This is a genomic window from Thalassobaculum fulvum, assembly GCF_014652915.1.
Taxonomy (GTDB): Bacteria; Pseudomonadota; Alphaproteobacteria; order Thalassobaculales; family Thalassobaculaceae; genus Thalassobaculum_A; species Thalassobaculum_A fulvum.
In genome coordinates this window covers 248,619-269,351 of record NZ_BMZS01000012.1, presented here as the reverse complement: position 1 = coordinate 269,351, position 20,733 = coordinate 248,619, and the positions used below count along the sequence as shown (strand labels likewise).

Below are 20,733 nucleotides of genomic sequence, written 5' to 3'. Positions count from 1 at the left end.
TCTGCCTCCAAATCCAGATCGCGAACAACTCCTCGCCATCTCGAAACGGTGGCCCGCGCATACAGGAATGACGACAGAAGGAAAATCTGCCGACAGTCCGGCCTTTGGTCCGCGCCAGCCCGCCCGTCGACACCTCCCCCAATCCGTCATTCCGGACCGGACCGCCACAGGCGGGACGGAGCCGGAACCCACCCGCCGCTGCCGGTGCATCCATGAAGCATGCCGTCGAGCGGCTGGCGGTATGGACGGCGCTGGCCGGCGGCGGCGTGCTGGTGGCGCTGGTCGTCCTGACCTGCGTGAGCATCGCCGGGCGGGCGCTGACCGGCGTCGGGCTCGGCCCGATCCCCGGCGACTACGAACTGGTGGAGATCGGCATCGGCTTCGCGGTGTTCGCCGCCCTGCCCTGGTGCCACCTGAACCGCGGCCACGCCACCGTCGAGTTGTTCGCCCCGGTGTTCGGGCCGCGGCTCAACCGGGTGCTCGACGCGGTCATCGACCTCGCGGTGCTCGCCACCGCGCTGCTGCTGACTTGGCGGCTGGCGGTCGGCATGCTCGACAAGAAGGCGTATTTCGAGACCACCTTCATCCTGGAGATCCAGATCTGGCAGGCCTACGCCCTGGGCCTGGTCGGCGCCGCAGTGTTCTGCCTGATCGCACTCTGGAAGGCCGGTGACAGCGTGTGGCGGATCGCGGGCGGGCGGTCATGAGCCACCTCGAAATCGGCCTCTGGTCGTTCCCGGTCCTGCTGCTGCTGATCTTTCTGCGGATACCGATCGGCATCGCCATGTTCGGGGTCGGCGTCATCGGCAGCATCATCCTCAACGGCACGCCGCTGATGATGCTGGCCCAGCTCAAGCACCTGCCCTACGGCACGTTCTCGAACTATTCGTTCTCGATCATCCCGCTGTTCCTGCTGATGGGGCAGTTCGCCACCGTCGGCGGGCTGTCGACCGCGCTGTTCAAGGCGGCGGAGGCGTGGCTGGGACATCGCCCCGGCGGGGTGGCGATGGCGGCGATCGGCGCCTGTGCCGGGTTCGGCGCGATCTGCGGCTCGTCGCTCGCCACCGCCGCGACCATGGGCCAGGTGGCGCTGCCCGAGCTCCGGCGGTTCGGCTGCTCGGGCGGACTGGCGACCGGTGCGCTGGCCGCCGGCGGCACCCTCGGCATCCTGATCCCGCCGTCGGTGATCCTGGTGATCTACGCCATCCTGACCGAGCAGAACATCGCCAAGCTGTTCACCGCGGCCCTGCTGCCGGGGGCCCTGGCGGCGGCCGGCTACCTGCTGGCGATCGCCGTAGTCGCGCGGGTGACCGGCGGTGCCGGCGAACCGGCGGCCCGCATGCCCTACCGCGAGCGGCTGCTCCTGATGGTTCGGATCTGGCCGGTGATCGTGATCTTCGCGGCGGTGATCGGCGGCATCTACCTCGGGATCTTCACGCCGACCGAGGCCGCCGCCGTCGGCGCCGCCGGCACCGGGCTGGTGGCGCTGCTGAACGGCGGTCTGAACCGCCGCAGCCTGCGCGACTGCATCCTGGCGACCATGTCGTCGACCGCGATGATCTTCGTGATCATCCTCGGTGCGGCGGTGTTCAACACCTTCCTCGCCACCACCCGGCTGCCGCAGGAGCTGTCGGCGTTCGTCACGGCCCAGGGCTTCGACCCTTGGCTGGTCCTGGCGCTGGTGCTGCTGCTGTACCTGGTGTTCGGCTGCGTGATGGACAGCCTGTCGATGGTGCTGCTGACCGTGCCGATCCTGTTCCCGGTGATGAGCGCCCTGGATTTCGGCCTGACGCCCGAGGAATTCGCGCTGTGGTTCGGCGTGCTGGTGCTCATCGTCGTCGAGGTCGGGCTGATCACCCCGCCGGTCGGCTTGAACCTGTTCGTGATCAACGCCCTGGCCCGCGACGTCCCGATCGGCGAGACCTACCGCGGCGTCATGCCGTTCGTGCTGACCGACCTGGTCCGGGTCGCCGTGCTGGTGGTGTTCCCGTCGCTGTCGCTGGCGTTGGTCTGGCTGCTGTACTGAGGCGGCGGCCGCCCGGGGCGCGGCGTTTCCCGCTGGCTGCGACAACCTTTCCCGAGGCGGCCATTGTCCCGACCCGACCGGTCGCGGCATGATCGTAGCCTGGGCAACGATCATCCGGGGCCCGGCACGGGAGGAAACCGATGAACGCGATTGCCGAGCAGAGCGCCCGAGTGCGGCCGGCCGAGGCACTGGACCACGACGTGCTGATCGTCGGCGCCGGCATCTCCGGCATGTACCAGCTTCTGCTGCTGCGCCGCCTCGGCATGCGGGTGCAGGTGTTCGAGGCCGGCACCGGGGTCGGCGGCACCTGGTACTGGAACCGGTACCCGGGTGCGCGCTTCGACTCCGAGAGCTGGTCCTACGGCTTCTCGTTCGATCAGGAACTGCTGGACGAGTGGGACTGGACCGAGAACTTCGCGCCGCAGCCGGAGACCGAGCGCTACCTGAACCACTTCGCCGACAAATTCGACCTGCGCCGCGACATCCGGTTCTCCTCGCGGGTGACCGCCGCCCATTGGGACGACGACGGCCGGTTCTGGACCCTGACCCTGGAGGACGGCAGCCGCCACACCGCCCGCTTCCTGGTCAGCGCCGTCGGCCCGCTGTCGGCCCCGACCTACCCGCGGCTGCCGGGCCTCGACGATTTCGAGGGAGAGGCCTACCACACCGGCCTCTGGCCGAAGCACGAGGTCAGCTTCGCCGGCAAGCGGGTGGCGGTGATCGGCACCGGCGCCTCGGCCGTGCAGGCGATCCCGATCATCGCCGAGACCGCCGAGCACCTGACGGTGTTCCAGCGCCGGCCGAACTGGTGCACGCCGCTGCACAACGCCAGGATCGACAAGGACGAGATGGCGCGGATCCGGGCCCGCTACCCGGAGATCTTCCAGCGCTGCCGCGAGACCGCCGCCTGCTTCATTCACACCATCGACCCGCGCGGCACCTTCGAGGTGACGCCGGAGGAGCGCGAGGCTTTCTGGGAGCAGCGCTATGCCGAACCCGGCTTCGGGATCTGGCAGGGCAACTTCCGCGACGTGCTGATCGACCGCAAGGCCAACGCCCTGCTGTCGGACTTCGTCGCCCGCAAGATCCGCGAGCGCGTGAACGATCCCGAGGTCGCCGAGAAGCTTATCCCCAAGGACCACGGCTTCGGCACCCGCCGGGTGCCGCAGGAGACCCGCTACTACGAGGCCTACAACCGCCCGAACGTCGAGCTGGTCAGCATCCTGGAGACCCCGATCGAGCGGATCACCCCGACCGGCCTCCGCACCTCGGAGCGCGACTACGCCTTCGACATGATCGTCTACGCCACCGGCTTCGACGCCATCACCGGCGGCCTCGACCGCATCGACCTGCGCGGCCGCGACGGCGTGAAGCTGAAGGACCGCTGGCGCGGCAACCTGTCGACCTTCGTCGGGGTCATGGTCGACGGCTTCCCCAACATGTTCATGCAGATGGGCCCGCACACCGCGCTCGGGAACATCCCGCGCAGCATCGAGTACGGGGTCGAATGGGTCCGCGACCTGCTGGCCCACATGCAGGCCCACGACCTGACCCTGGCCGACGCCCGCGGCGAGGCGGTGCGGGACTGGACAGCGTTCGTCGCGAAGAAGGCCGAGGGCCTGCTGTCGAACGAGGTCGACTCCTGGATGACCGGCGTGAACATGAATGTCGAGGGCAAGCAGACCCGCATCGTCGCCCGCTACAGCGGCACCGCCGGGGAGTACCGCGACTGGTGCAACCGGGTGGCCGCCGAAGGCTACCGCGAGATCGCGATGGGGTGAGACCGCCCGGCGGCCCTCACATCCTCAGCCCTGCTTCCGGGTCGACCGCAGGCTCGCCAGCACCCCGGCACCGACGATCAGGACCGCCCCGGCCGCCACCGCCGGATCCGGGATGTGGTCGAACAGCAGGTAGCCGAGGAACGCCGACCACAGCAGCCGGGAATACTCGATCGGCGCCACCGCCGAGGCGTCGCCGCCGCGCAGGGCGGCGAACGCGCACCATTGGGTCGCCGTCATCAGCAGCCCGAGCGCCACGATCCATCCCGCCTGCTCGAGGCTCGGGGTCTGCCAGACGAAGGCGGTCGGCACCGCCGTCAGCGCCAGCAGCCCGAGGCTGTGCCACAGCAGGATGGTCCGCGAGCGGTCGACCGCGGTCAGCCGCTTCAGGATCACCGTCACGCTGCCGGCGCAGACCGCCGACACCAGGGCCAGCAGGACATAGCCGTTCCAGGCGCCCTCGGCATGCGCCACCAGGGCGACCCCGCCGAGGCCCGCGACGCCGGCGATCCAGCGCACCGGCCCGACCTTCTCGCCCAGCAGCAGGGCCGCCAGGCACATCGCGAACATCACCCGGGTGAAGCTGATGGTGGTGCTCTCCGCCAGCGGCAGGTGTACGACCGCGACGAACCCGGCCAGCATCGCCGCCGCCGACAGCACGACCCGCAGAATTTGCAGCCCCGGCGCGGCCGACCGGAACCCGGCGAGCGATCCTGGAAAGCCGCGGAACACCCCCGGCAGGACGACGACCAGCACCATGAGCTGGCGCAGGAACAGGATCTCGACGACCGGGACGGCCGAGCCGAGCAGCTTGAAGAGCGCCACCATGCTGCTGAACAGCACGGCGCTCACCAGCATCCAGGCGGGTGCCGGCAGGAGGCTGTCGAGGCTCCGGCCGTTCGCCGTCGCTTCCGCTGAGGTCACGTTCGTCTCGCAATCTGCGGATACACCGTTCCGTATACAATCTTTACGCGCTTCCTGAAGACAGAAATCGATGCATGAGGGAGCCGGTCCAGGCGGTGCCGGCCTGGGCCGCGCCGGCCGCCGGGCAGTCGGCAGTTGAGCCGGCGGCGATCGCCCTGTCTTATGGCCCGATGATCAGGTCGCTATCCGCCAATCCGACGCTGCTGGGGGCGCTGTCCGCGTCCGTCGCCGTCTTCTGCTTCTCGATCAACGACATGGCCATCAAGTTCATGTCCGGCGACTACGCGCTGCACCAGGTGGTGCTGCTGCGCGCGATCATCGGCATGGCCGTGCTGCTCGCCGTTCTGCTGCCGATGTCGGGCGGGTTCGCGGCGCTCAAGACCCGCCGGCTCGGCCTGCATCTGGCGCGCGGCTGCTGCGTGGTGTTCGCCAACATGTCGTTCTTCCTGGGCCTGGCGACCCTGCCGCTGGCCGAGGGCGTGGCGATCTTCTTCGTGTCGCCGATGGTGATCGCGGTGTTCTCGGTGATCTTCCTCGGGGAGCATGTCGGCCCGCGCCGGTGGGCCGCCATCGGCTTCGGGCTGGTCGGCGTGCTGATCGTGCTGCGGCCCGGAACCGAGGTCTTCCAGCTCGCCTCGCTGTGCCCGATCGCCGCCGCCTTCGGCTACGCGTCGCTGCACATGCTGACCCGCTACATCGGCCGGACCGAGAGCGCGCTGGCGATGTCGTTCTACATCCAGGTCACCTTCATCATGGTCTCGGCCGGCGTCGGGCTGCTGGTCGGCGACGGCCGGTACGCCGGAACCGGCAATCCGTCGCTCGACTTCCTGCTGCGGGAATGGGTGATGCCCAGCGCCGAGGACTGGCTGGTGCTGATGGCGATCGGCGTCGCCTCGGCGTTCGGCGGGTTTTTCATCAGCCAGGCCTACCGCTCGTCCGAGGCCGCGGTGGTGGCGCCGTTCGAATACCTGGCGATCCTGCTGGCGGTGTTCTGGGGGGTCGTCGTGTTCGACCAGTGGCCGGACGCCGTTGCCCTGTTCGGGATGGCGCTGATCACCGGATCGGGGCTGTTCATGATCTGGCGCGAGGCCCGCCTGCGGGCGGTGCGGGTCCCGGACACCCCGCGCTACCGCCGCTGAACGGGGACCGAGGGGCGGACGTGCCGCCCCGCCGCCGTCCGGAAGGGGCGATCAGGCCGCCCGGCGCTTCACATGCAGGGCGAGTTCCCGGTCGGCCCCCTTCAGATGGGTGGTCCACCAGTTCCCGAGCAGTCCGAGCAGCTCCGTCTCGGCCCCGCCGCTGCCGGCCCGATAGCTCGCGTAGATGGCTTCCAGCCGTTCGATGAACTGGTCGTGGGCGGCCTTGTGCGCCGTGTAGCCGGTATACGAGATCCGCGTCATGAACGCGTCCTCCTCGGCGAAGTGCTCCCGCGCGTACCGCTGCAGGTCGCGGAACGTCGCATCGAGGACGCCGCCGACCGTGTGCTCCTTCACCTGGCGGTAGAACCGGTTCACCAGGTCAAGCAGTTCCTTGTGCTCGTCGTCGATCCGCGGGACGCCCAGCTCGAGATCGTGCTCCCATCGGACGAGTTCGCGGGACTCGCCGTCGGCCTCGTCGACCCGGACCTGGGTCAGGAACCTGGCGACATTGTCCCTGAGCGAGACCGTCTGCGCCGACAGGTTCCCCGAGGCCCGCTCGATCTCGCCGGCGGCCCGCTCGTTGTCCTCGACCGCGCGCTCGACCATCAGCACCGAGGACGAGACGGTCGCCGTGCCGGTCGCCGCCTCGCTCACGTTCCGGGCGATCTCGGCGGTCGCCGCCTGCTGCTGTTCGACGGCGGCGGAGATCCCCATCGAGATCTCGTTCACGTTCTCGATGGTGTGCGAGATCTCGCCGATGGCGGACACCGCGTCCCGCGTCGACCGCTGGACCTCCTCGATCTGCCGCGCGATATCCTCGGTCGCCTTGGTGGTCTGGCTGGCGAGGGTCTTCACCTCGGACGCCACCACCGCGAAGCCCTTGCCGGCGTCGCCGGCGCGCGCCGCCTCGATGGTCGCGTTCAACGCCAGCAGATTGGTCTGCTCGGCAATGTCGTTGATGAGCTTCACCACCTCGCCGATCTGGGACACGTTCCCCGCCAGGATGCCGACCTTGGCCGAGGTGGCGCCGGCCTGCGCGACGGCGTCCGCCGCGACCGCAGAAGCGCGGGCGACCTGACCGGCGATCTCCGAGATCGAGGCCGACAGCTCGTCGGCCGACGCCGCGACCGTGCTGACGTTGGCCGATGCCTGCTCGGCCGCCGCCGCGACCGTCGTGGCCTGCAGCTTGGTTTCGCCCGCCCCTTCGAGGATCCGCGCCGACGTCTTGCGCATGGTGTGGTCGGCCGTGCCGAGGCTGTCCAGCACGCTGACCATCGTCAGGTCGAACGCCCCGATCGCCTGCTCCAGACGCTTCTGACGCTCGGCCTTCGCCGCCCGGTCGCGCTCCTCCGCCGCCGCCAGCCTGTCCGCCTCGATTCTGTTCCCGCGGAACACCTGCACCGCGGCCGCCATCTCGCCGATCTCGTCGCGACGGTCGGTTCCGGGGATCTCGTGCTCGACGTCGCCCTCGGCCAGCCGGTTCATGGCGCGCGTCATCGCGCGTACCGGCATGGTCACACTGCGGGTCATGACCACGACGACGGCCGCGGTGACCAGCAGGAGCACCGCGACGACGGCGCCGGTCGTCGCCAGGGCCGCGGTCGCCGAAGCCTCGACGGCGCGGGCAGCCTGCGTCAGATCCTCGGCGAGACGGTCCTCCAGCCGCTTCAGCAAATCGATTCGGGCGGTGGCTGCCGCGAACCACGCCGACGCCGGGATGCCGGAAGCGGTCCCGGCGAGTGAGCTGTCGAGCGCCGTCTGCCGCAGACGCTCGACCTCGCCGAACGCCGGCTCGTTGCGAAGCGTTTCCAGCAGGTCCCGTTCCGGCGGTGTCGCCACCGCCCGGAACCGGTCGAAATACGCCTCCTGCATGGCGCCGAGCCTCACGAAGTCGCGGTAGCCGCTCGGCGTGAACGCGCCGGCCGCCAAGCCGGTCGCCCCCACCGCCCGCTCGAGGCCGGCGCGCTCCTTGCCCTGCAGGACGGCGCCGTAGGCGATCACCGCGTTGGTCGCCACGGCACTGGTGCTCAGGACCGCCGTCCGATCGACCAGGGCCAGCAGCTCGGTGATCGTGCCCGTGTAGTACTTGGCCATCACGGGCACCGCGGTGGCCATCGACGAGACGCCCTTGCGCTCGACGTCGAGCGATCCCAGGCGCCCCAACGCCGCCTGCATGCCATCCGAGAACCCTGATCCGTAGCCGGCCAGATCGGTGCCCGCCAGCGCCCTCCGCAATCCGCCGAGGGCCGTGTCCGTCCGCTTTCTCTGCTCGGTCAGATCGCCGACGAACGCCTTGCCCTGGCTCGAGATGAAGCCGGCCGACATGCCGCGCTCCTTCTGCAGCTCGTGAACCAGGCCGCTGACGACCGGCGCCAGCTCGGCCAACTCGACGACCTTGGCCATGGCTGCCCGGGTCCGATAGCTGTCGACCAGGGCATTGGTCGCGAGCCCGATCATGGCCAGGACAGGCAAGGACAAGGCGATCAGGAAGCGAACGGTGATCTTGAGGTTCTTCATGGCACGACCCAAACACATGAGCGGCCCGAGAAATACCCCGATCGCCACCCGCCGTTCTTGCGCCAGATCAAATGCCAATCAGTAACGGCGACTGAATCACCGTGAAAATCATCACCGGAGGAGAAATTCCCCCGAGTCTTGATTTAATGAGAATTTAACCATTCAAATCGATCAATTCATACAACATACTGAATGCTGTCGACGAGCAGATTTCATACAGATTCTTGATATTTGACAAGCGATCAGACCGCCTCATACCAGCGGCGGTTCCCTCCCGCGCCGGCAGGGTCTATCGTTCCTGTCCCACCTCTTGCCCGACCGGGTTGCCCATGCCTTCCCTGAGTGAACAGACGACGGTTCCGTCGCCCCCGGACGTGGTGTGGCCGCTGCTGAGCGACCCCGCGCTGATCGCGTCCTGCATCCCCGGCGCCGAGTTGGCCCCCGACCAGGGCGATGGGCTGTGGCGCGGCTCGATCCGGGTCAAGTTCGGCCCGACCGTCGCCACCTTCCGCGGCGAGGTCGAACTGACCTACGACCACGGCGCCCGCACCTGCAGCATCGAGGGCCGCGGCATCGACCAGCGCGGCGCCTCGCACGCGCTCGCCTCCGGCACCGTCACCGCCAGCGGCACCGACCAGACTGTGCTGGCAGTCGATGGGAGCTTCACGGTCACCGGGCCGCTGGAGGGCTTCGCCAACGCCGGCGGCGTGCACGTGGCACGCGCCCTGCTGGAGGAGTTCTCGACCAACCTCGCCAGGCTGGTGGCCGAGCGCGATGGCGGCACGGCCGGCAAGGCCGACCCGTCGGAAGCAACGCCGGCCGCCGAGCCGGCGCCGCCTGCAACGCCCCCGAAGCCGGCACCCGCTCCGGCCGGGGAACTCAGCGCCGGTCGGCTGCTGTGGCGCGCCCTGCTGTCCTGGCTACGCTCACTGTTCGGGGGGAAACGATAATGAACGCGCGCAAGCTCACCGCCACCGACATGCTGGTGAAAGCCTTCGTCGCCGAGGGCGTCGAGGTGCTGTTCACCCTGATGGGCGACGCCAACATGTACTGGTCGGCGGCGATGGCCGAGCAGCCCGGCATGAAGGTGATCCACGCCCGCCACGAGCACGCGGCGGTCGCCATGGCCGACGGCTACGCCCGCGCCACCGGCCGGGTAGGCGTCGCCTCCACGACCTGCGGCCCGGGCTTCACCCAGATCATGACGGCACTGACCATGGCGGCCCGCGCCAACACCCCGCTGGTGGTGTTCGCCGGCGACTCGCCGATCGGCGCGTCGTGGTACCTGCAGCAGATCGACATGGCGCCGCTGGCGCTCGCCACCGGGGCGCACTTCGTCGCCGTGAAGAGCATCGACCGGATGCTCGACAACGTGCGCGAGGCCTTCGTGATCGCCCAGGTCGAGCGCCGGCCGGTGGTGCTGAGCATCCCGATGGACCTGCAGAAGAAGGACTACCCGTTCCTCGCCGAGTACCTGCCGTCGGCCGGCTACGTGCCGGCGCCGCAGCGCCCGATCCCGGACCCCGACATGGTCGGGCGGGTTGTCGACCTGATCGCCGAGGCCGAGCGGCCGATCGTGATCGCCGGCCGTGGTGCGGCGCGCACCGGCGCCCGCGAGGCGCTGGAGGCGCTCGGCGAGCGGGCCGGCGCGCTGATGGCCAACTCGCTGCTCGGCAAGGCGGTGTTCGAGGGCAACCCGTACGCCATCGGGATCGCCGGGGCGTTCGCCAGCGACTTCGCGCGCGAACGCTTCGCCGAAGCCGACCTGGTGATCGGCGTCGGCGCCGGGCTCGGCCACTACACCACCGAGGGCGGCTACCTGTACCCGATGGCCCAGGTGGTGCAGATCGACACCAGCCCGCGCGGCCTATGGCAGGGGCTGCGGACCGCCGACCTGCACGTCCGGGCCGACGCCCGCGCCGCCGCCGAGGCCATCGTCGAGGCCTTGGACCGGCGCGGGATCGCCAAGGCCGGGTACCGTTCGCCGGAGATGGCCGCGGCGATCGCCGCCGACGTGCCGGACGCCAAGCCCTACACCCCGCAACCGAACCTGCTGGACCCGCGCCGGGCGATCGAGGAGCTCGACGCCGCGGTGCCGAAGGACTGGGACGTGGTGATCGGCGCCGGCCACTACTTCTCGATCGCGCTGACCCACATGCGCGGCCGGGCCACCGACCGCTACCACGTGGTCGCCGATTTCGGCGGCATCGGCTCGGGCCTGCCGGCCGCCATCGGCGTGGCGGCCGACCGCGGCGACGGCAAGGTGCTGCTGATCGAGGGAGACGGCAGCCTGTACCTGCACGTCCAGGAGTTGGAGACCATCCGCCGGCACGGCATCCAGATGCTGATCGCGATCATGAACGACGGCGGCTACGGCGCCGAGTTCCACAAGTTCCGGGCCAACGGCGTCGAGGCCCGCGAGGCGATCCACGGCCGCGGCGACCTGGCGAGCGTCGCCACCGGCTTCGGCCTGCGCGGATCGACGGTGGCGGAGATGGGCCGGTGCCGGTCGCTGTTCGAGGCACACCAGGCTGCCAACACCGCCGGGCTCTGGGATTTCCAGATCGACGACCTGATCCCGTCGCGGGCCTACCGCCGGATTCACTACGGCGAGGCCTGAGCGGCGACGCCCGCTTCCCCGCACTCCGCGGTGGGGCCGGGTTCCGGATCCAACCCGCCTTTGGCGGTCTGGTCCGGAATGACTGACAAGGAGAAACCGGCCCTCCCGGCGGCTGGTGTCGCGCTCACCGGATGCTGGAAGGCGGCGGCGCCGGCGGCAAGCCCCCTACCCGATCTCGGCGACCCGCACGCACGCGACCTGCCGGCCGTCGCCGCCGAACGCCTCCAGCGGCGGGACCGCCTCCGCACAGGCGGTGGTGGCGAACGGGCAACGGGTCCGGAACCCGCAGCCGGACGGCGGGTCCGACGGGCTCGGCAGCTCGCCGGCCAGCGGCGCCCGGGAACTGTCGCGCCGGCGGACCAGCGACGGCGTCGCCGCCAGCAGGGCCCGGGTGTAGGGGTGCGCCGGCGCCGCGAAGATCGCCGCCGCCGGCCCGGTCTCGACCACCCGGCCGAGATACATCACCGCCACCCGGTCGCACAGATGCCGGACCACGTGCAGGTCGTGGCTGATGAACACCAGCGCGAGGCCGAGGCTCTCGCGCAGATCGGCCAGCAGATTCACCACCTGGGCCTGGATCGACACGTCGAGCGCCGACACCGGCTCGTCGGCGACCACGAAATCCGGCCCGGTGGCCAGCGCCCGGGCGATCGCGACGCGCTGGCGCTGGCCACCCGAGAACTCGTGCGGCAGCCGGGCGGCATGCGCCGGGTCGAGCCCGACCTGGGACAGCAGGCCGGCCACCCGCTCGCGCGCCTCGGCCGGCGTGGCGAGACCGTGGATCAGCATGCCGTCGGCGATCTGGTCGCCGACCGTGCGGCGCGGGTCGAGGCTGCCGTACGGGTCCTGGAAGATCAGCTGCATGCGGCGCCGCAGGGTCCGCAGGCGGTCGCCGCCGATCTCCGCGAGGGTCCGGCCGTCGAAGCGGACGGTACCGGCGGTCGGCTTCAGCAGGTGCAGCAGCAACCGGCCGAGGGTGCTCTTGCCGCAGCCGGACTCGCCGACCACGCCGACCGCCTCGCGCCGCGCCACCGTCAGGTCGACCTCGCGCACTGCCAGGATGTCGCGCCGCCGTCCCAGCAGTCCCTGCCGGGCCCGGAAGGCCCGCGAGACGCCCTCGGCCTCGACCAGGGGAGTACGGCAGGAGTCGGCAGCGCTCGTCATGCGCGACGGCCTCCGGTTCCGATTGCGGCATGGGTCCCGGGTCGCCGCCGTGCACCGCCCGGGATGCGGGTTGTCGGGATGCCCGCCGTCCTCCTCCCGGCCGGAGCGGCGTAGCCGCGTAGAGCCGGGACCCACCGGCCGCCGCGATCCGCGCGCTGGAGAAGCTTCATCACGCCACCTCCCGCCAGCGTCGGCAGCGGGTCGACCGGCCGCCGCCCAGGCTCTCGAGCGCCGGAGCCCCGGCCGTGCAGGCCGGCTCGGCGAGGCCGCAGCGCGGCGCGAACCGGCAGCCGGCCGGCAGGTCGTGCAGCGGCGGAACCACGCCGGGGATCGCCGACAGCCGGTCGTCGTCGCCCTCCGGCACGCTGGCGACCAGGGCCGCCGTGTAGGGATGGCGGGGACTGCCGAACACCTCGGCGACCGGCCCCTCTTCGACCACCTCGCCGACATACATCACCACGACGCGGTCGGCGATCTCCGACACCACCGCGAGGTTGTGGGTTACGAAGATCAGCCCCATGCCGCCGGCCTGCGCCTTCAGGCCGGCCATCAGTTCCAGGATCTGCGCCTGGATGGTGACGTCGAGCGCGGTGGTCGGCTCGTCGGCGATCAGCAGCCGCGGGCCGTTGGCGATGGCGGCCGCGATGACCGCGCGCTGGCGCTGGCCGCCGGACAGCTCGTGCGGGTAGGCCCGGGCCCGGCGCGCCGCGTCCGGCAGGCCGACCCGGTCCAGCAGCGCGACCGCCCGGCGCCGGGCCTCGGCCGCCGACAGGTCTCGGTGCGCGCGGATGGTCTCGGCCACCTGGTCGCCGACCCGGTGCACCGGGTTCAGGCTGGCCGACGGATCCTGGAACACCATCGACAGTTCGTCGCCGCGCAGCCGGCGCAGCGCCGGTTCGCCCAGTCTGGCGAGGTCGACGGTCGTCCCGTCGCGCCCGGTATAGAGGATGCGGCCTCCGGTCACCCGCACCACCGGCGGCAGCAGGCCAAGGATCGCCAGCCCGGTCAGGGTCTTGCCGGAACCGCTCTCGCCGACCACCGCCAGGGTCTCGCCCGGCGCCACCGCCAGCGAGACGTCGCGCACCGCCGGCAGCGCGCCCGGGCCGTGGCCGATCGCCAGGTGCAGGCCGTCGACCCGCAGCAGCGCCGGCGGCGCCGGAGCCGGCTCCGTTGCCGGCAGCAGGCCGGAGACAAAGGCCCGAAACGGGTTCGCCGAGACCGTCCGGCCGCGCGGGTCGAGCACGTCGCGCAGGGCGTCGCACAGCATGTTGAGCGCGACGATGGTGCCGGTCAGCGCCAGGCACGGCCACAGTAGCAGCCACGGCGCCTGGTCCATGGTACTGCGGGCGCCGCGGATCATCAGGCCCCAGGACGGCTCCGGCGGCACCACGCCGAGCCCGAGGAACGACAGCCCGCTCTCCAGCACCATCGCCGAGGCGACGGTCAGCGAGAACTGCACCAGCAACGGCGGCGCCACGTTGGGCAGCACGGTCCGCAGCAGAATCCGCCCGGACCTGGCACCCAGCGCCTCCTGCGCCACCACGTAGTCGAGATTGCGGGCCGCCAGGGTCTCGGCATAGGCGACCCGGGCGTAGCTCGGTGCGTACAGGATCGACAGCGCGACGATCAGGGTGCCGGCGCCCGGGCCGAGCAGGGTCACCACCAGCAGCGCCAGCAGCAGCGGCGGGAAGCACAGCACCGCCTCGGCCGACCGCACCGTCAGGATCTCGACCACGCCGCGGAAGTAGCCGCCGAGCAGGCCGAGCGCGGTCCCCGCGATCCCGGCGATCGCCGCCGCCAGGAACGACACCGCCAGCGAGGCCCGCGCGCCCCAGATCGCGCGCGACAGCACGTCGCGGCCGTACTCGTCCTGGCCCAGCCAATGGCCTTCCGACGGCGGAGTCAGGCGCGCCGACACCTCGATGTGCACCGGGTCGGCCAGCGGCAGCAGCGGCGCGGCCGCGGCCAGCGCGACGATGCCGCCGACCACGGCGAGCGGGACCGCCAGCCGGTGCAGGTCGCGCCGCTCCATCACGCGTGTCGGACGCGCGGATCGAGCAGCGCGTACAGCAGGTCGACCGCGAGGTTGAGCAGCACGAACAGCACCGAGATCACCAGGACGATACCCATGACCTCGGGATAGTCGCGGGCCTCGACGGCGTTGACCAGATAGCCGGACAACCCCGGCCAATTGAACACGTACTCCACCAGCACCGTGCCGCCGAGCAGGGTGCCGAGGTGCAGCGCCAGCACCGTGACCACCGGGATCAGGGCGTTGCGGATCACGTGGTGGACGACGATGCGCAGCGGCGCCACGCCCTTGGCCATGGCGGTGCGGACATAGTCCCGGCCGAGCACCTCCAGGATCGACGACCGTGTCATCCGGAAAACCACCGCCGCCAGGCCGAGGGCGATGGTGGCCGCCGGCATCGCCAGCAGGGCCAGATGCTCCAGCGGGTCGCGGGAGAACGGCGTGAAGCCGCCGGCCGACACCCAGCGCAGCTTCTGGGCGAACACCAGCACCACCAGGGTCCCGACCACGAACACCGGGACCGACATCGACACGCCGGCCAGCACCGACAGCGCCCGGTCGGCCGGGCCGCCGGCGCGCAGGGCCGCCAGGGTGCCGAGCGGCAGCCCGAAGACGACCGCGAGCAGCGCGGCCGCCGCGATCAGCTCCAGGGTCCGCGGCAGCCGCAGCGCGATCTCCTCGGCCACCGGATGCTCGTCCAGCAGCGAATGCCCGAGGTCGCCGTGCAGCAGGCCGCCGATGTAGCTGCCGTACTGCACCGGCAACGGCCGGTCGAGGCCGAGCTGCGTGCGCAGCTCGGCGACCGCCGCCGGATCCGGCGCGAACCCGCCCTGCGAGAGCAGGAGCTCGGCCGGATCCCCCGGGATCAGGTGAATCACCAGGAACACCAGGGTGGCGACCACCCAGACCAGTCCCAGGGCGACGACGCTGCGGCGGACGGCGTATCCGAGCATCTAGGCGATGCTCGTCTCTTCGAAGGTGGTGCCCGAGTAGAAGGTCAACGCACCCGGCAGGTTCTTGAAGCCGCTGACGCCCTTGCGCATGGCGTAGCCCTGGCTGCGCCACGACAGGCCGGCGATCGGCACCTCCTCGAGGGCGACCTTCTCCATCTCCTTGTAGATCGCCTTGCGCTTCTCGGTATCGAACTCGGTGCGGCCGGCCGCCAGCAGCTCGGTCAGCCGGGGGATCTTCAGCCCGTGGCTGCGCACATAGGACGGCGCCAGGGTGCCGTCGATGAAGTTGCTGAGCCCGTCCGGGTCGTTGCTGTCGGCCGCGGTCCCCATGACGGCGATGTCGTACTGACCCTTGTTGCCGAGCGACACCCGGGTCGCCCAGTCTGGCAGGTTGAGCTGGGCGTTGATGCCGACCGCCATCAGGTACTGCTGCACCACCTCGGCGGTGTTCTTGTGCATGCCGTACTGGGCGGTCGACAGCAGGGTGCAGGTGAACCCGCCGCCCAGGCCGGCATCGGCCAGCAGCTTCTTCGAGAGCTCGGGGTCGTAGTTCCAGGCGTTCTTGAATTCCGGATTGAAGAACTCGCTCTCGGGCGCGATCGGCAGGTGCTCGAGGGTCGAGCCACGGCCGTAGAACGCCGCCTTGACGATGTCCTCGCGCCGGATCGCGTGGGCCACGGCCCTGCGCACCCGGGCGTCGTCGAACGGCCTCTTGGCACCGTTGAACACCAGGAACATGAACGGCCCGTCGGTGGTGTCGAGGACCAGCGCCGGGTCGTTGGAGATTGCCTCCATGGACTGCCACGGCACGTACTCGATCAGGTCGACGTCGCCGGCCTGCAGGGCCGCGACGCGCAGGTTCTCGTCCTTGTAGGCGACCGCCTTGATGCCCTTGAGCTTCGGCAGGCCGGGCTTGAAGAACCGGTCGAACGCCTCGAGCTCGATCGACACGCCACGTTCGCTGGCGGCGATCCTGAACGGCCCGGCGCCGACCGGCTCGCCGCCATCCGACGCCCGCGAGATGATCGGCAGATGATAGCTCGCCATCAGCCGCGGGATCGTGACGTTCGGTTCCCTGGTGACGATCCGCACGGTCTTGTCGTCCGGGGTCTCGACCGCCGCCACGCCCTGCATCTCCTTGCGGAAGAAGGCGGTCGACTTCTCGTCGGCGATCTGCTCGATGGTCCATTTCACGTCGGCGCTGGTCACCTTCTCGCCGTTCTGGAACACCGCGTCGCGCAGCTTGAATACCCAGGCGGTCTGACCGTCGGGCGCCCAGCTCTCGGCCAGCTCGCCGCGCAGCAGGCCGTCCTTCCCGTAGGACAGCAGCCCCCGGTAGATCATCAGCTTGACGGTGGCGGCGGCGGTGCCGGTGTTGGCGAACGGCTTGATGCTCGGCGGAAAGCTGGACAACCCGAAGGTGAGCACCCCGGGCGTCACCGCCCGGGCCCCCTCGATCCGCAGGAACGGCAAGGCGGTGGCACCCGCGACGAATGCGCGGCGAGAAACCGGAAAGCTCATTTCACCCCTCCTCAGCTATAACTGCATCCCTATGTCCCGCGGGCGTTGTCGCGCCCGTCGTATCGTAGGTCCCGGATGCGCCCCGCCGACGGCGGGCCGCTCCGGGATGACGGCGGGGAGAGTGCGCGGCTGTTCCCCACCTTGTCGTCATCCCGGCCGGAGCTGAGCGGAGAGCCGGGACCTACCGGCCGCCGCTGCACTTGCCCCTAGGCAGAGTACCCGTACGCCTCCTTCGCCGTGGCGGCGTCGATGACGCCCTCGGCGAGGTCGCGCACCACCGCGTCCCTCGCGCGTTTCTCGGGCGGGCCGTAGCCGCCCGCGCCCGGCGTGACCACCTCGAACCACTGGCCGGCCTTGAGGGTCGCCTGGTCGTGGTCGAACGCCACGCCGGGACCGCAGACGATGCCGCCGCTCGCCCCCTCGCCGCCGCCGAACAGCCCCCAGGAGCGCGAGCGGATGCGCGACACGTCGACCCGCACCCGGCAGTCCTCGTCGGCCCGGTAGGTGCGGCGCAGCCCCATGCCGCCGCGGAACGTGCCGACGCCGCCGGAGCCGTCGATCAGCTCGTAGCGCAGCAGGGTCAGCGGGTATTCCTGTTCCAGCGCCTCCAGCGGCAGGTTGGAGGTGTTGGTGACGTGCACGTGCACGCCGTCCAGCCCGTCCTTGCCCGGCCGCGCCCCGGCGCCGCCGCCCATGGTCTCCAGGTACACCCAGATCGAGCCGTCGCTCTTGCGCTGCCCGACGAAGGTGGCGACCGAGCAGGCGCTGTTCGAGCAGGCGGTGACCCGGTCCGGCGCCGCCTTGGCGAGTGCCCCCAGGATCAGGTCGGACACCCGCTGGCAGGTCTGCACCCGGCCGTTGACGGCCGCCGGGTGCGTACAGTTCAGGACGGTTCCCTCGGGCGCGGTGATGGTCAGCGGCCGCGCCAGGCCGGCGTTTGGCAGGATGGTCGGGTCGACGACCGACTTGACGATGTAGTAGGCGGTCGCCAGCAGCGCCGTGTAGGTCATGTTGATGCCGGCGCGGACCTGCGGCGGGCTCTCGAAGTGCAGCCGCATCTCGTCGCCGGCGACGGTGATCTCGACCGACAGCGGCAGCTCGCCGTCGATCTCCGGATTCTCGAACACGTCCTCGAACCGGTAGGTGCCGTCGGCCAGCCCGGCGATGCCGGCGCGCATCTTGCGCTCGGCGTAGTCGAGCAGGGCGTCGCCGGCGGCCAGCACGACCTCGGCGCCGTATTTCGCGCACAGCGCCTGGAAACGCTGCACGCCGAGCCGGTTGGCCGCCATCTGGGCGCGCAGGTCGGACAGCCGCTCGCGCGGGACCTGGCAGTTCAGCAGGATCAGGTCGAGGATGTCCTTCTGCAGTTCGCCGGCCCGATACAGCCGCACCGGCGGGATCCGCAGGCCCTCCTGGTAGATGTGGGCGTGGCCGCGGTCGGCGAAGTCGGCGTGGTGCGCCAGGTTCACCGTCCAGGCGGTGATCCGGTCGTCGACGAAGATCGGCTCGGCCAGCACGATGTCCGGCAGGTGGGTGCCGCCGCCGACATAGGCGTCGTTGCCGACGAACACGTCGCCCGGCCGCATGTCCTCGACCCTGTGCATCTCCAGGATCTTCGGCACCACGCCGATGAAGCTGCCGAGATGGATCGGGATGTGCTCGGCCTGGCAGAGCGTGCGGCCCTGGACGTCGAACAGCGCGGTCGAGCAGTCGCGCCGCTCCTTGATGTTGGTCGAATAGGACGCCCGGACCAGCGCCTCGCCGGTCTCCTCGACGATCGATTCGAGCGCGGCGCCGATCACCTCGACGGTGATCGGGTCGAGCTCGCGGCCGGTCTCGGCCGACACGTCGATGCTCATGCCGCCTCCAGGATCAGGTTGAGATAGGGATCGACGCGTGCGGTCATGCCGGGCAGCACCACGGTCGTGGTGTCCATCTGCTCGACGATCGCCGGGCCGGCGATGTGGTTGCCCGGCTGCAGCAGGTCGCGGTCGTAGACCGGGCAGGAAACGAAGTCGCCGGCCTCGGCCATCCAGACCTCGCGCCGACCCTGGATCGCCCCGGCCGCGTCATGGCCGACGAAGTCGTGGGCCACCAGCCGGGCCTTGCGGACCAGGCCGATCGCCTCGACCCGGTAGGTCACCAGCTGCACCGGCTCGCCCTCGGCAACGAAGCCGTACATGCGCTCGTGCGCCGCCGCGAAGCCCTCGGCCAGATGGTCGATGGTGCGGGCGGTGATCGGGCCGTCCGGGAGGGTCACCGGCAGCTCGTAGTTCTGGCCGGCGTAGCGCATGTCGACGGTGCGGACGATCCGCCGCTCGGCCGGCGCGATCCCCTCCTCCGCGAACCAGGATTCGGCCCGCCCGGCCAGGCCGGCGAACAGATCCTCCAGTTCCACAGTGGTCGCCGATTCCAGCGACAGCAGCCGGGTCGCGGCGAAGTCAGCCCGCAGGTCGGTCAGCAGCAGCCCCATGGCGCACAGGATGCCGGGGCTGCGCGGCACCAGGATGCGGCCGATGTCCAGCTCCTTGGCCAGCCGGGCGGCGTGCAGCGGGCCGGCGCCGCCGAACGCCATCAGCGTGTAGTCGCGCGGGTCGTGGCCGCGCTGCACCGAGATCACCCGGATCGCCCGCGCCATGTTGGCGGTCACCACCGAGATGATACCCTGGGCGGTCTCCATCAGCCCGAGGCCGAGCCGGTCGGCGAGCGTGCCGATCGCCTGCCGGGCGAGGTCCTGGCGCACCGTCATGCGGCCGCCGAGCAAGTGCACCGGGTTCAGGGTCTGCAGCACCACGTTGGCGTCGGTCACCGCCGGCTCGGTGTTGCCGCGGCCGTAGCACACCGGTCCCGGGTCGGCGCCGGCGCTGCGCGGCCCGACCTTCAGCAGCCCGCCGGAATCGACATAGGCGATCGAGCCGCCGCCGGCCCCGACCGTGTGGATGTCCAGCATCGGCGCCTTCAGCGGATAGCCGTGGACGATCGCCTCCGAGGCCAGCCGGCACTGCCCGTCCTTGAGCAGCGCCACGTCGGTCGAGGTGCCGCCCATGTCGAAGGTGATGATGTCCTGGAAGCCGGCGGCCTCGCCGACCGCCTGGGCGCCGACCACCCCGGTCGACGGGCCGGAGAGCACCGTGCGGACCGGCATCTGGGCTGCGGTCTCGAAGCCGATCACGCCGCCGTTCGACTGCGTGAGGTGCGGCGTCGCGGTCATGCCGAGGTCGGTCAGCCGCGGGCTCAGCCGCTCGATGTAGGTACGCATGACCGGCCCGAGATAGGCGTTGACCACCGCCGTCGACAACCGCTCGAACTCGCGGAACTCCGGGGCGATCTCGTGGCTCGCGCAGATGAACGCGTCGGGATACTCCTCGAGCAGGATCTGCTTGGCCCGAGCCTCGTGCTCGGGACGCACGAAGCTGTACAGGAAGCAGATCGCGACGGCGCCGACGCCGGCCTCCCTGAACCGCCGCGCCGCCCCCCGGACGGCGTCCTCGTCGAGCGCCACGTCGACCGAGCCGTCGTGGCGCACCCGCTCGGCCGCCTCCAGCCGCAGGTCGCGCGACACCAGGGTCGGCGGCTTGTCGGCGAACACGTCGTACAGGTCCGGGCGCTTCTGCCGGCCGATCTCCAGCAGGTCGCGGAAGCCCTCGGTGGTCAACAGGCCGGTCGCGACCCCCTTGTGCTGGATCAGCGCGTTGGTGGCGACCGTGGTGCCGTGGCCGAAATACGAGACCGCGGCGGCCGGTGCCCCGTCGGTGCCGGGCAAGTCGGTGTCTGGCACCACCCGGCGCATGCCCTCCTCGACGCCCTGCGCGATGCCGCGCGACGGGTCGTCGGGGGTCGAGGAGACCTTCCAGACCTCGATCCGGCCCTCGCCCTCCTCGAACAGGCAGATGTCGGTGAACGTGCCACCGGAATCGACGCCGACGCGCCAACGCTCCATCGAGACCCTCTCCCGGCCGCCCAGCCAGGGGGCCGCCTTCCGTGTCGCAATGGAGCGAATTGAAGCCGTGGCAGTGCGCGCACGACCAGAACAAAATATTTATTCGCGGCGACAAGAAA

14 protein-coding genes are annotated in these 20,733 nt (G+C 70.7%); 6 read left to right on the top strand and 8 right to left on the bottom strand.

The features are described 5' to 3' along the window. Positions 1–212: 212 nt before the first annotated feature. The 3 genes from IE246_RS24165 to IE246_RS24155 all read left to right on the top strand — a co-directional run bounded on the left by IE246_RS24165 (position 213) and on the right by IE246_RS24155 (position 3,807). Positions 213–707: a TRAP transporter small permease gene (locus tag IE246_RS24165; RefSeq protein WP_189994545.1), complete on the top strand. Its 495-nt coding sequence runs from the start codon at positions 213–215 to the stop codon at positions 705–707. Then, positions 704–2,026, top strand: a complete 1,323-nt coding sequence (locus tag IE246_RS24160) for a TRAP transporter large permease (RefSeq protein ID WP_189994544.1) — start codon at positions 704–706, stop codon at positions 2,024–2,026. Before IE246_RS24165 ends, IE246_RS24160 begins: the two co-directional genes overlap by 4 nt. 140 nt (positions 2,027–2,166) lie before the next feature. Beyond that, the gene (locus tag IE246_RS24155) at positions 2,167–3,807 is read left to right on the top strand and encodes a flavin-containing monooxygenase (protein WP_189994542.1); all 1,641 of its coding nucleotides are present in this window, start codon (positions 2,167–2,169) and stop codon (positions 3,805–3,807) included. 24 nt (positions 3,808–3,831) lie between these two features. Here IE246_RS24155 and IE246_RS24150 read toward each other — a convergent pair whose 3' ends face one another. Then, entirely contained in the window at positions 3,832–4,728 is an 897-nt protein-coding gene (locus tag IE246_RS24150) for a DMT family transporter (RefSeq protein ID WP_189994540.1), read from the bottom strand. A 74-nt stretch (positions 4,729–4,802) separates the two neighbouring features. Here IE246_RS24150 and IE246_RS24145 point away from each other — a divergent pair, with 74 nt between their 5' ends. Next, entirely contained in the window at positions 4,803–5,867 is a 1,065-nt protein-coding gene (locus IE246_RS24145; protein ID WP_229837470.1) for a DMT family transporter, read from the top strand. Between the two features lie 51 nt (positions 5,868–5,918). On the opposite strand, the gene IE246_RS24140 is transcribed toward IE246_RS24145, so the two are convergent. Further along, the gene (locus tag IE246_RS24140; protein ID WP_189994538.1) at positions 5,919–8,384 is read right to left on the bottom strand and encodes a bacteriohemerythrin; all 2,466 of its coding nucleotides are present in this window, start codon (positions 8,382–8,384) and stop codon (positions 5,919–5,921) included. Between the two features lie 329 nt (positions 8,385–8,713). Here IE246_RS24140 and IE246_RS24135 point away from each other — a divergent pair, with 329 nt between their 5' ends. Then, positions 8,714–9,334 (top strand): SRPBCC family protein, encoded by a 621-nt coding sequence (locus IE246_RS24135; RefSeq protein WP_189994536.1) that lies wholly within the window; start codon positions 8,714–8,716, stop codon positions 9,332–9,334. Continuing rightward, positions 9,334–11,004: a thiamine pyrophosphate-binding protein gene (locus IE246_RS24130; protein ID WP_189994535.1), complete on the top strand. Its 1,671-nt coding sequence runs from the start codon at positions 9,334–9,336 to the stop codon at positions 11,002–11,004. Before IE246_RS24135 ends, IE246_RS24130 begins: the two co-directional genes overlap by 1 nt. Positions 11,005–11,169: 165 nt before the next feature. On the opposite strand, the gene IE246_RS24125 is transcribed toward IE246_RS24130, so the two are convergent. From IE246_RS24125 to IE246_RS24100, 6 genes are all read right to left on the bottom strand, one after another. After that, a complete protein-coding gene (locus tag IE246_RS24125) occupies positions 11,170–12,168 on the bottom strand; it encodes an ABC transporter ATP-binding protein (protein WP_189994533.1) in 999 nt (332 codons plus the stop codon). A 169-nt stretch (positions 12,169–12,337) separates the two neighbouring features. Next, positions 12,338–14,200, bottom strand: coding sequence for a dipeptide/oligopeptide/nickel ABC transporter permease/ATP-binding protein (locus IE246_RS24120; protein WP_189994525.1), 1,863 nt, complete (start codon positions 14,198–14,200; stop codon positions 12,338–12,340). Then, positions 14,200–15,153 (bottom strand): ABC transporter permease, encoded by a 954-nt coding sequence (locus IE246_RS24115; RefSeq protein WP_189994523.1) that lies wholly within the window; start codon positions 15,151–15,153, stop codon positions 14,200–14,202. The genes IE246_RS24120 and IE246_RS24115 overlap by 1 nt, the downstream gene beginning before the upstream one ends. Beyond that, positions 15,154–16,674, bottom strand: coding sequence for an ABC transporter substrate-binding protein (locus tag IE246_RS24110; RefSeq protein ID WP_189994521.1), 1,521 nt, complete (start codon positions 16,672–16,674; stop codon positions 15,154–15,156). It abuts the gene before it with no gap. Positions 16,675–16,880: 206 nt separating this feature from the next. Continuing rightward, complete coding sequence (locus IE246_RS24105) at positions 16,881–18,533, bottom strand: hydantoinase B/oxoprolinase family protein (protein WP_189994519.1); 1,653 nt, start codon at positions 18,531–18,533, stop codon at positions 16,881–16,883. Then, on the bottom strand, positions 18,530–20,614 hold the full coding sequence (locus tag IE246_RS24100; protein WP_189994517.1) for a hydantoinase/oxoprolinase family protein: 2,085 nt from the start codon (positions 20,612–20,614) through the stop codon (positions 18,530–18,532). The genes IE246_RS24105 and IE246_RS24100 overlap by 4 nt, the downstream gene beginning before the upstream one ends. Positions 20,615–20,733: the final 119 nt, after the last annotated feature.

Bases quoted from the DNA above. Each gene is read 5' to 3' on its own strand.
- IE246_RS24145 (WP_229837470.1), top strand. From the start codon at position 4,803: ATGAGGGAGCCGGTCCAGGCGGTGCCGGCCTGGGCCGCGCCGGCCGCC.
- IE246_RS24160 (WP_189994544.1), top strand. From the start codon at position 704: ATGAGCCACCTCGAAATCGGCCTCTGGTCGTTCCCGGTCCTGCTGCTG.
- IE246_RS24110 (WP_189994521.1), bottom strand. From the start codon at position 16,674: ATGAGCTTTCCGGTTTCTCGCCGCGCATTCGTCGCGGGTGCCACCGCC.
- IE246_RS24125 (WP_189994533.1), bottom strand. From the start codon at position 12,168: ATGACGAGCGCTGCCGACTCCTGCCGTACTCCCCTGGTCGAGGCCGAG.
- IE246_RS24140 (WP_189994538.1), bottom strand. From the start codon at position 8,384: ATGAAGAACCTCAAGATCACCGTTCGCTTCCTGATCGCCTTGTCCTTG.
- IE246_RS24115 (WP_189994523.1), bottom strand. From the start codon at position 15,153: ATGCTCGGATACGCCGTCCGCCGCAGCGTCGTCGCCCTGGGACTGGTC.
- IE246_RS24100 (WP_189994517.1), bottom strand. From the start codon at position 20,614: ATGGAGCGTTGGCGCGTCGGCGTCGATTCCGGTGGCACGTTCACCGAC.
- IE246_RS24120 (WP_189994525.1), bottom strand. From the start codon at position 14,200: ATGGAGCGGCGCGACCTGCACCGGCTGGCGGTCCCGCTCGCCGTGGTC.
- IE246_RS24130 (WP_189994535.1), top strand. From the start codon at position 9,334: ATGAACGCGCGCAAGCTCACCGCCACCGACATGCTGGTGAAAGCCTTC.
- IE246_RS24135 (WP_189994536.1), top strand. From the start codon at position 8,714: ATGCCTTCCCTGAGTGAACAGACGACGGTTCCGTCGCCCCCGGACGTG.
- IE246_RS24155 (WP_189994542.1), top strand. From the start codon at position 2,167: ATGAACGCGATTGCCGAGCAGAGCGCCCGAGTGCGGCCGGCCGAGGCA.
- IE246_RS24105 (WP_189994519.1), bottom strand. From the start codon at position 18,533: ATGAGCATCGACGTGTCGGCCGAGACCGGCCGCGAGCTCGACCCGATC.
- IE246_RS24165 (WP_189994545.1), top strand. From the start codon at position 213: ATGAAGCATGCCGTCGAGCGGCTGGCGGTATGGACGGCGCTGGCCGGC.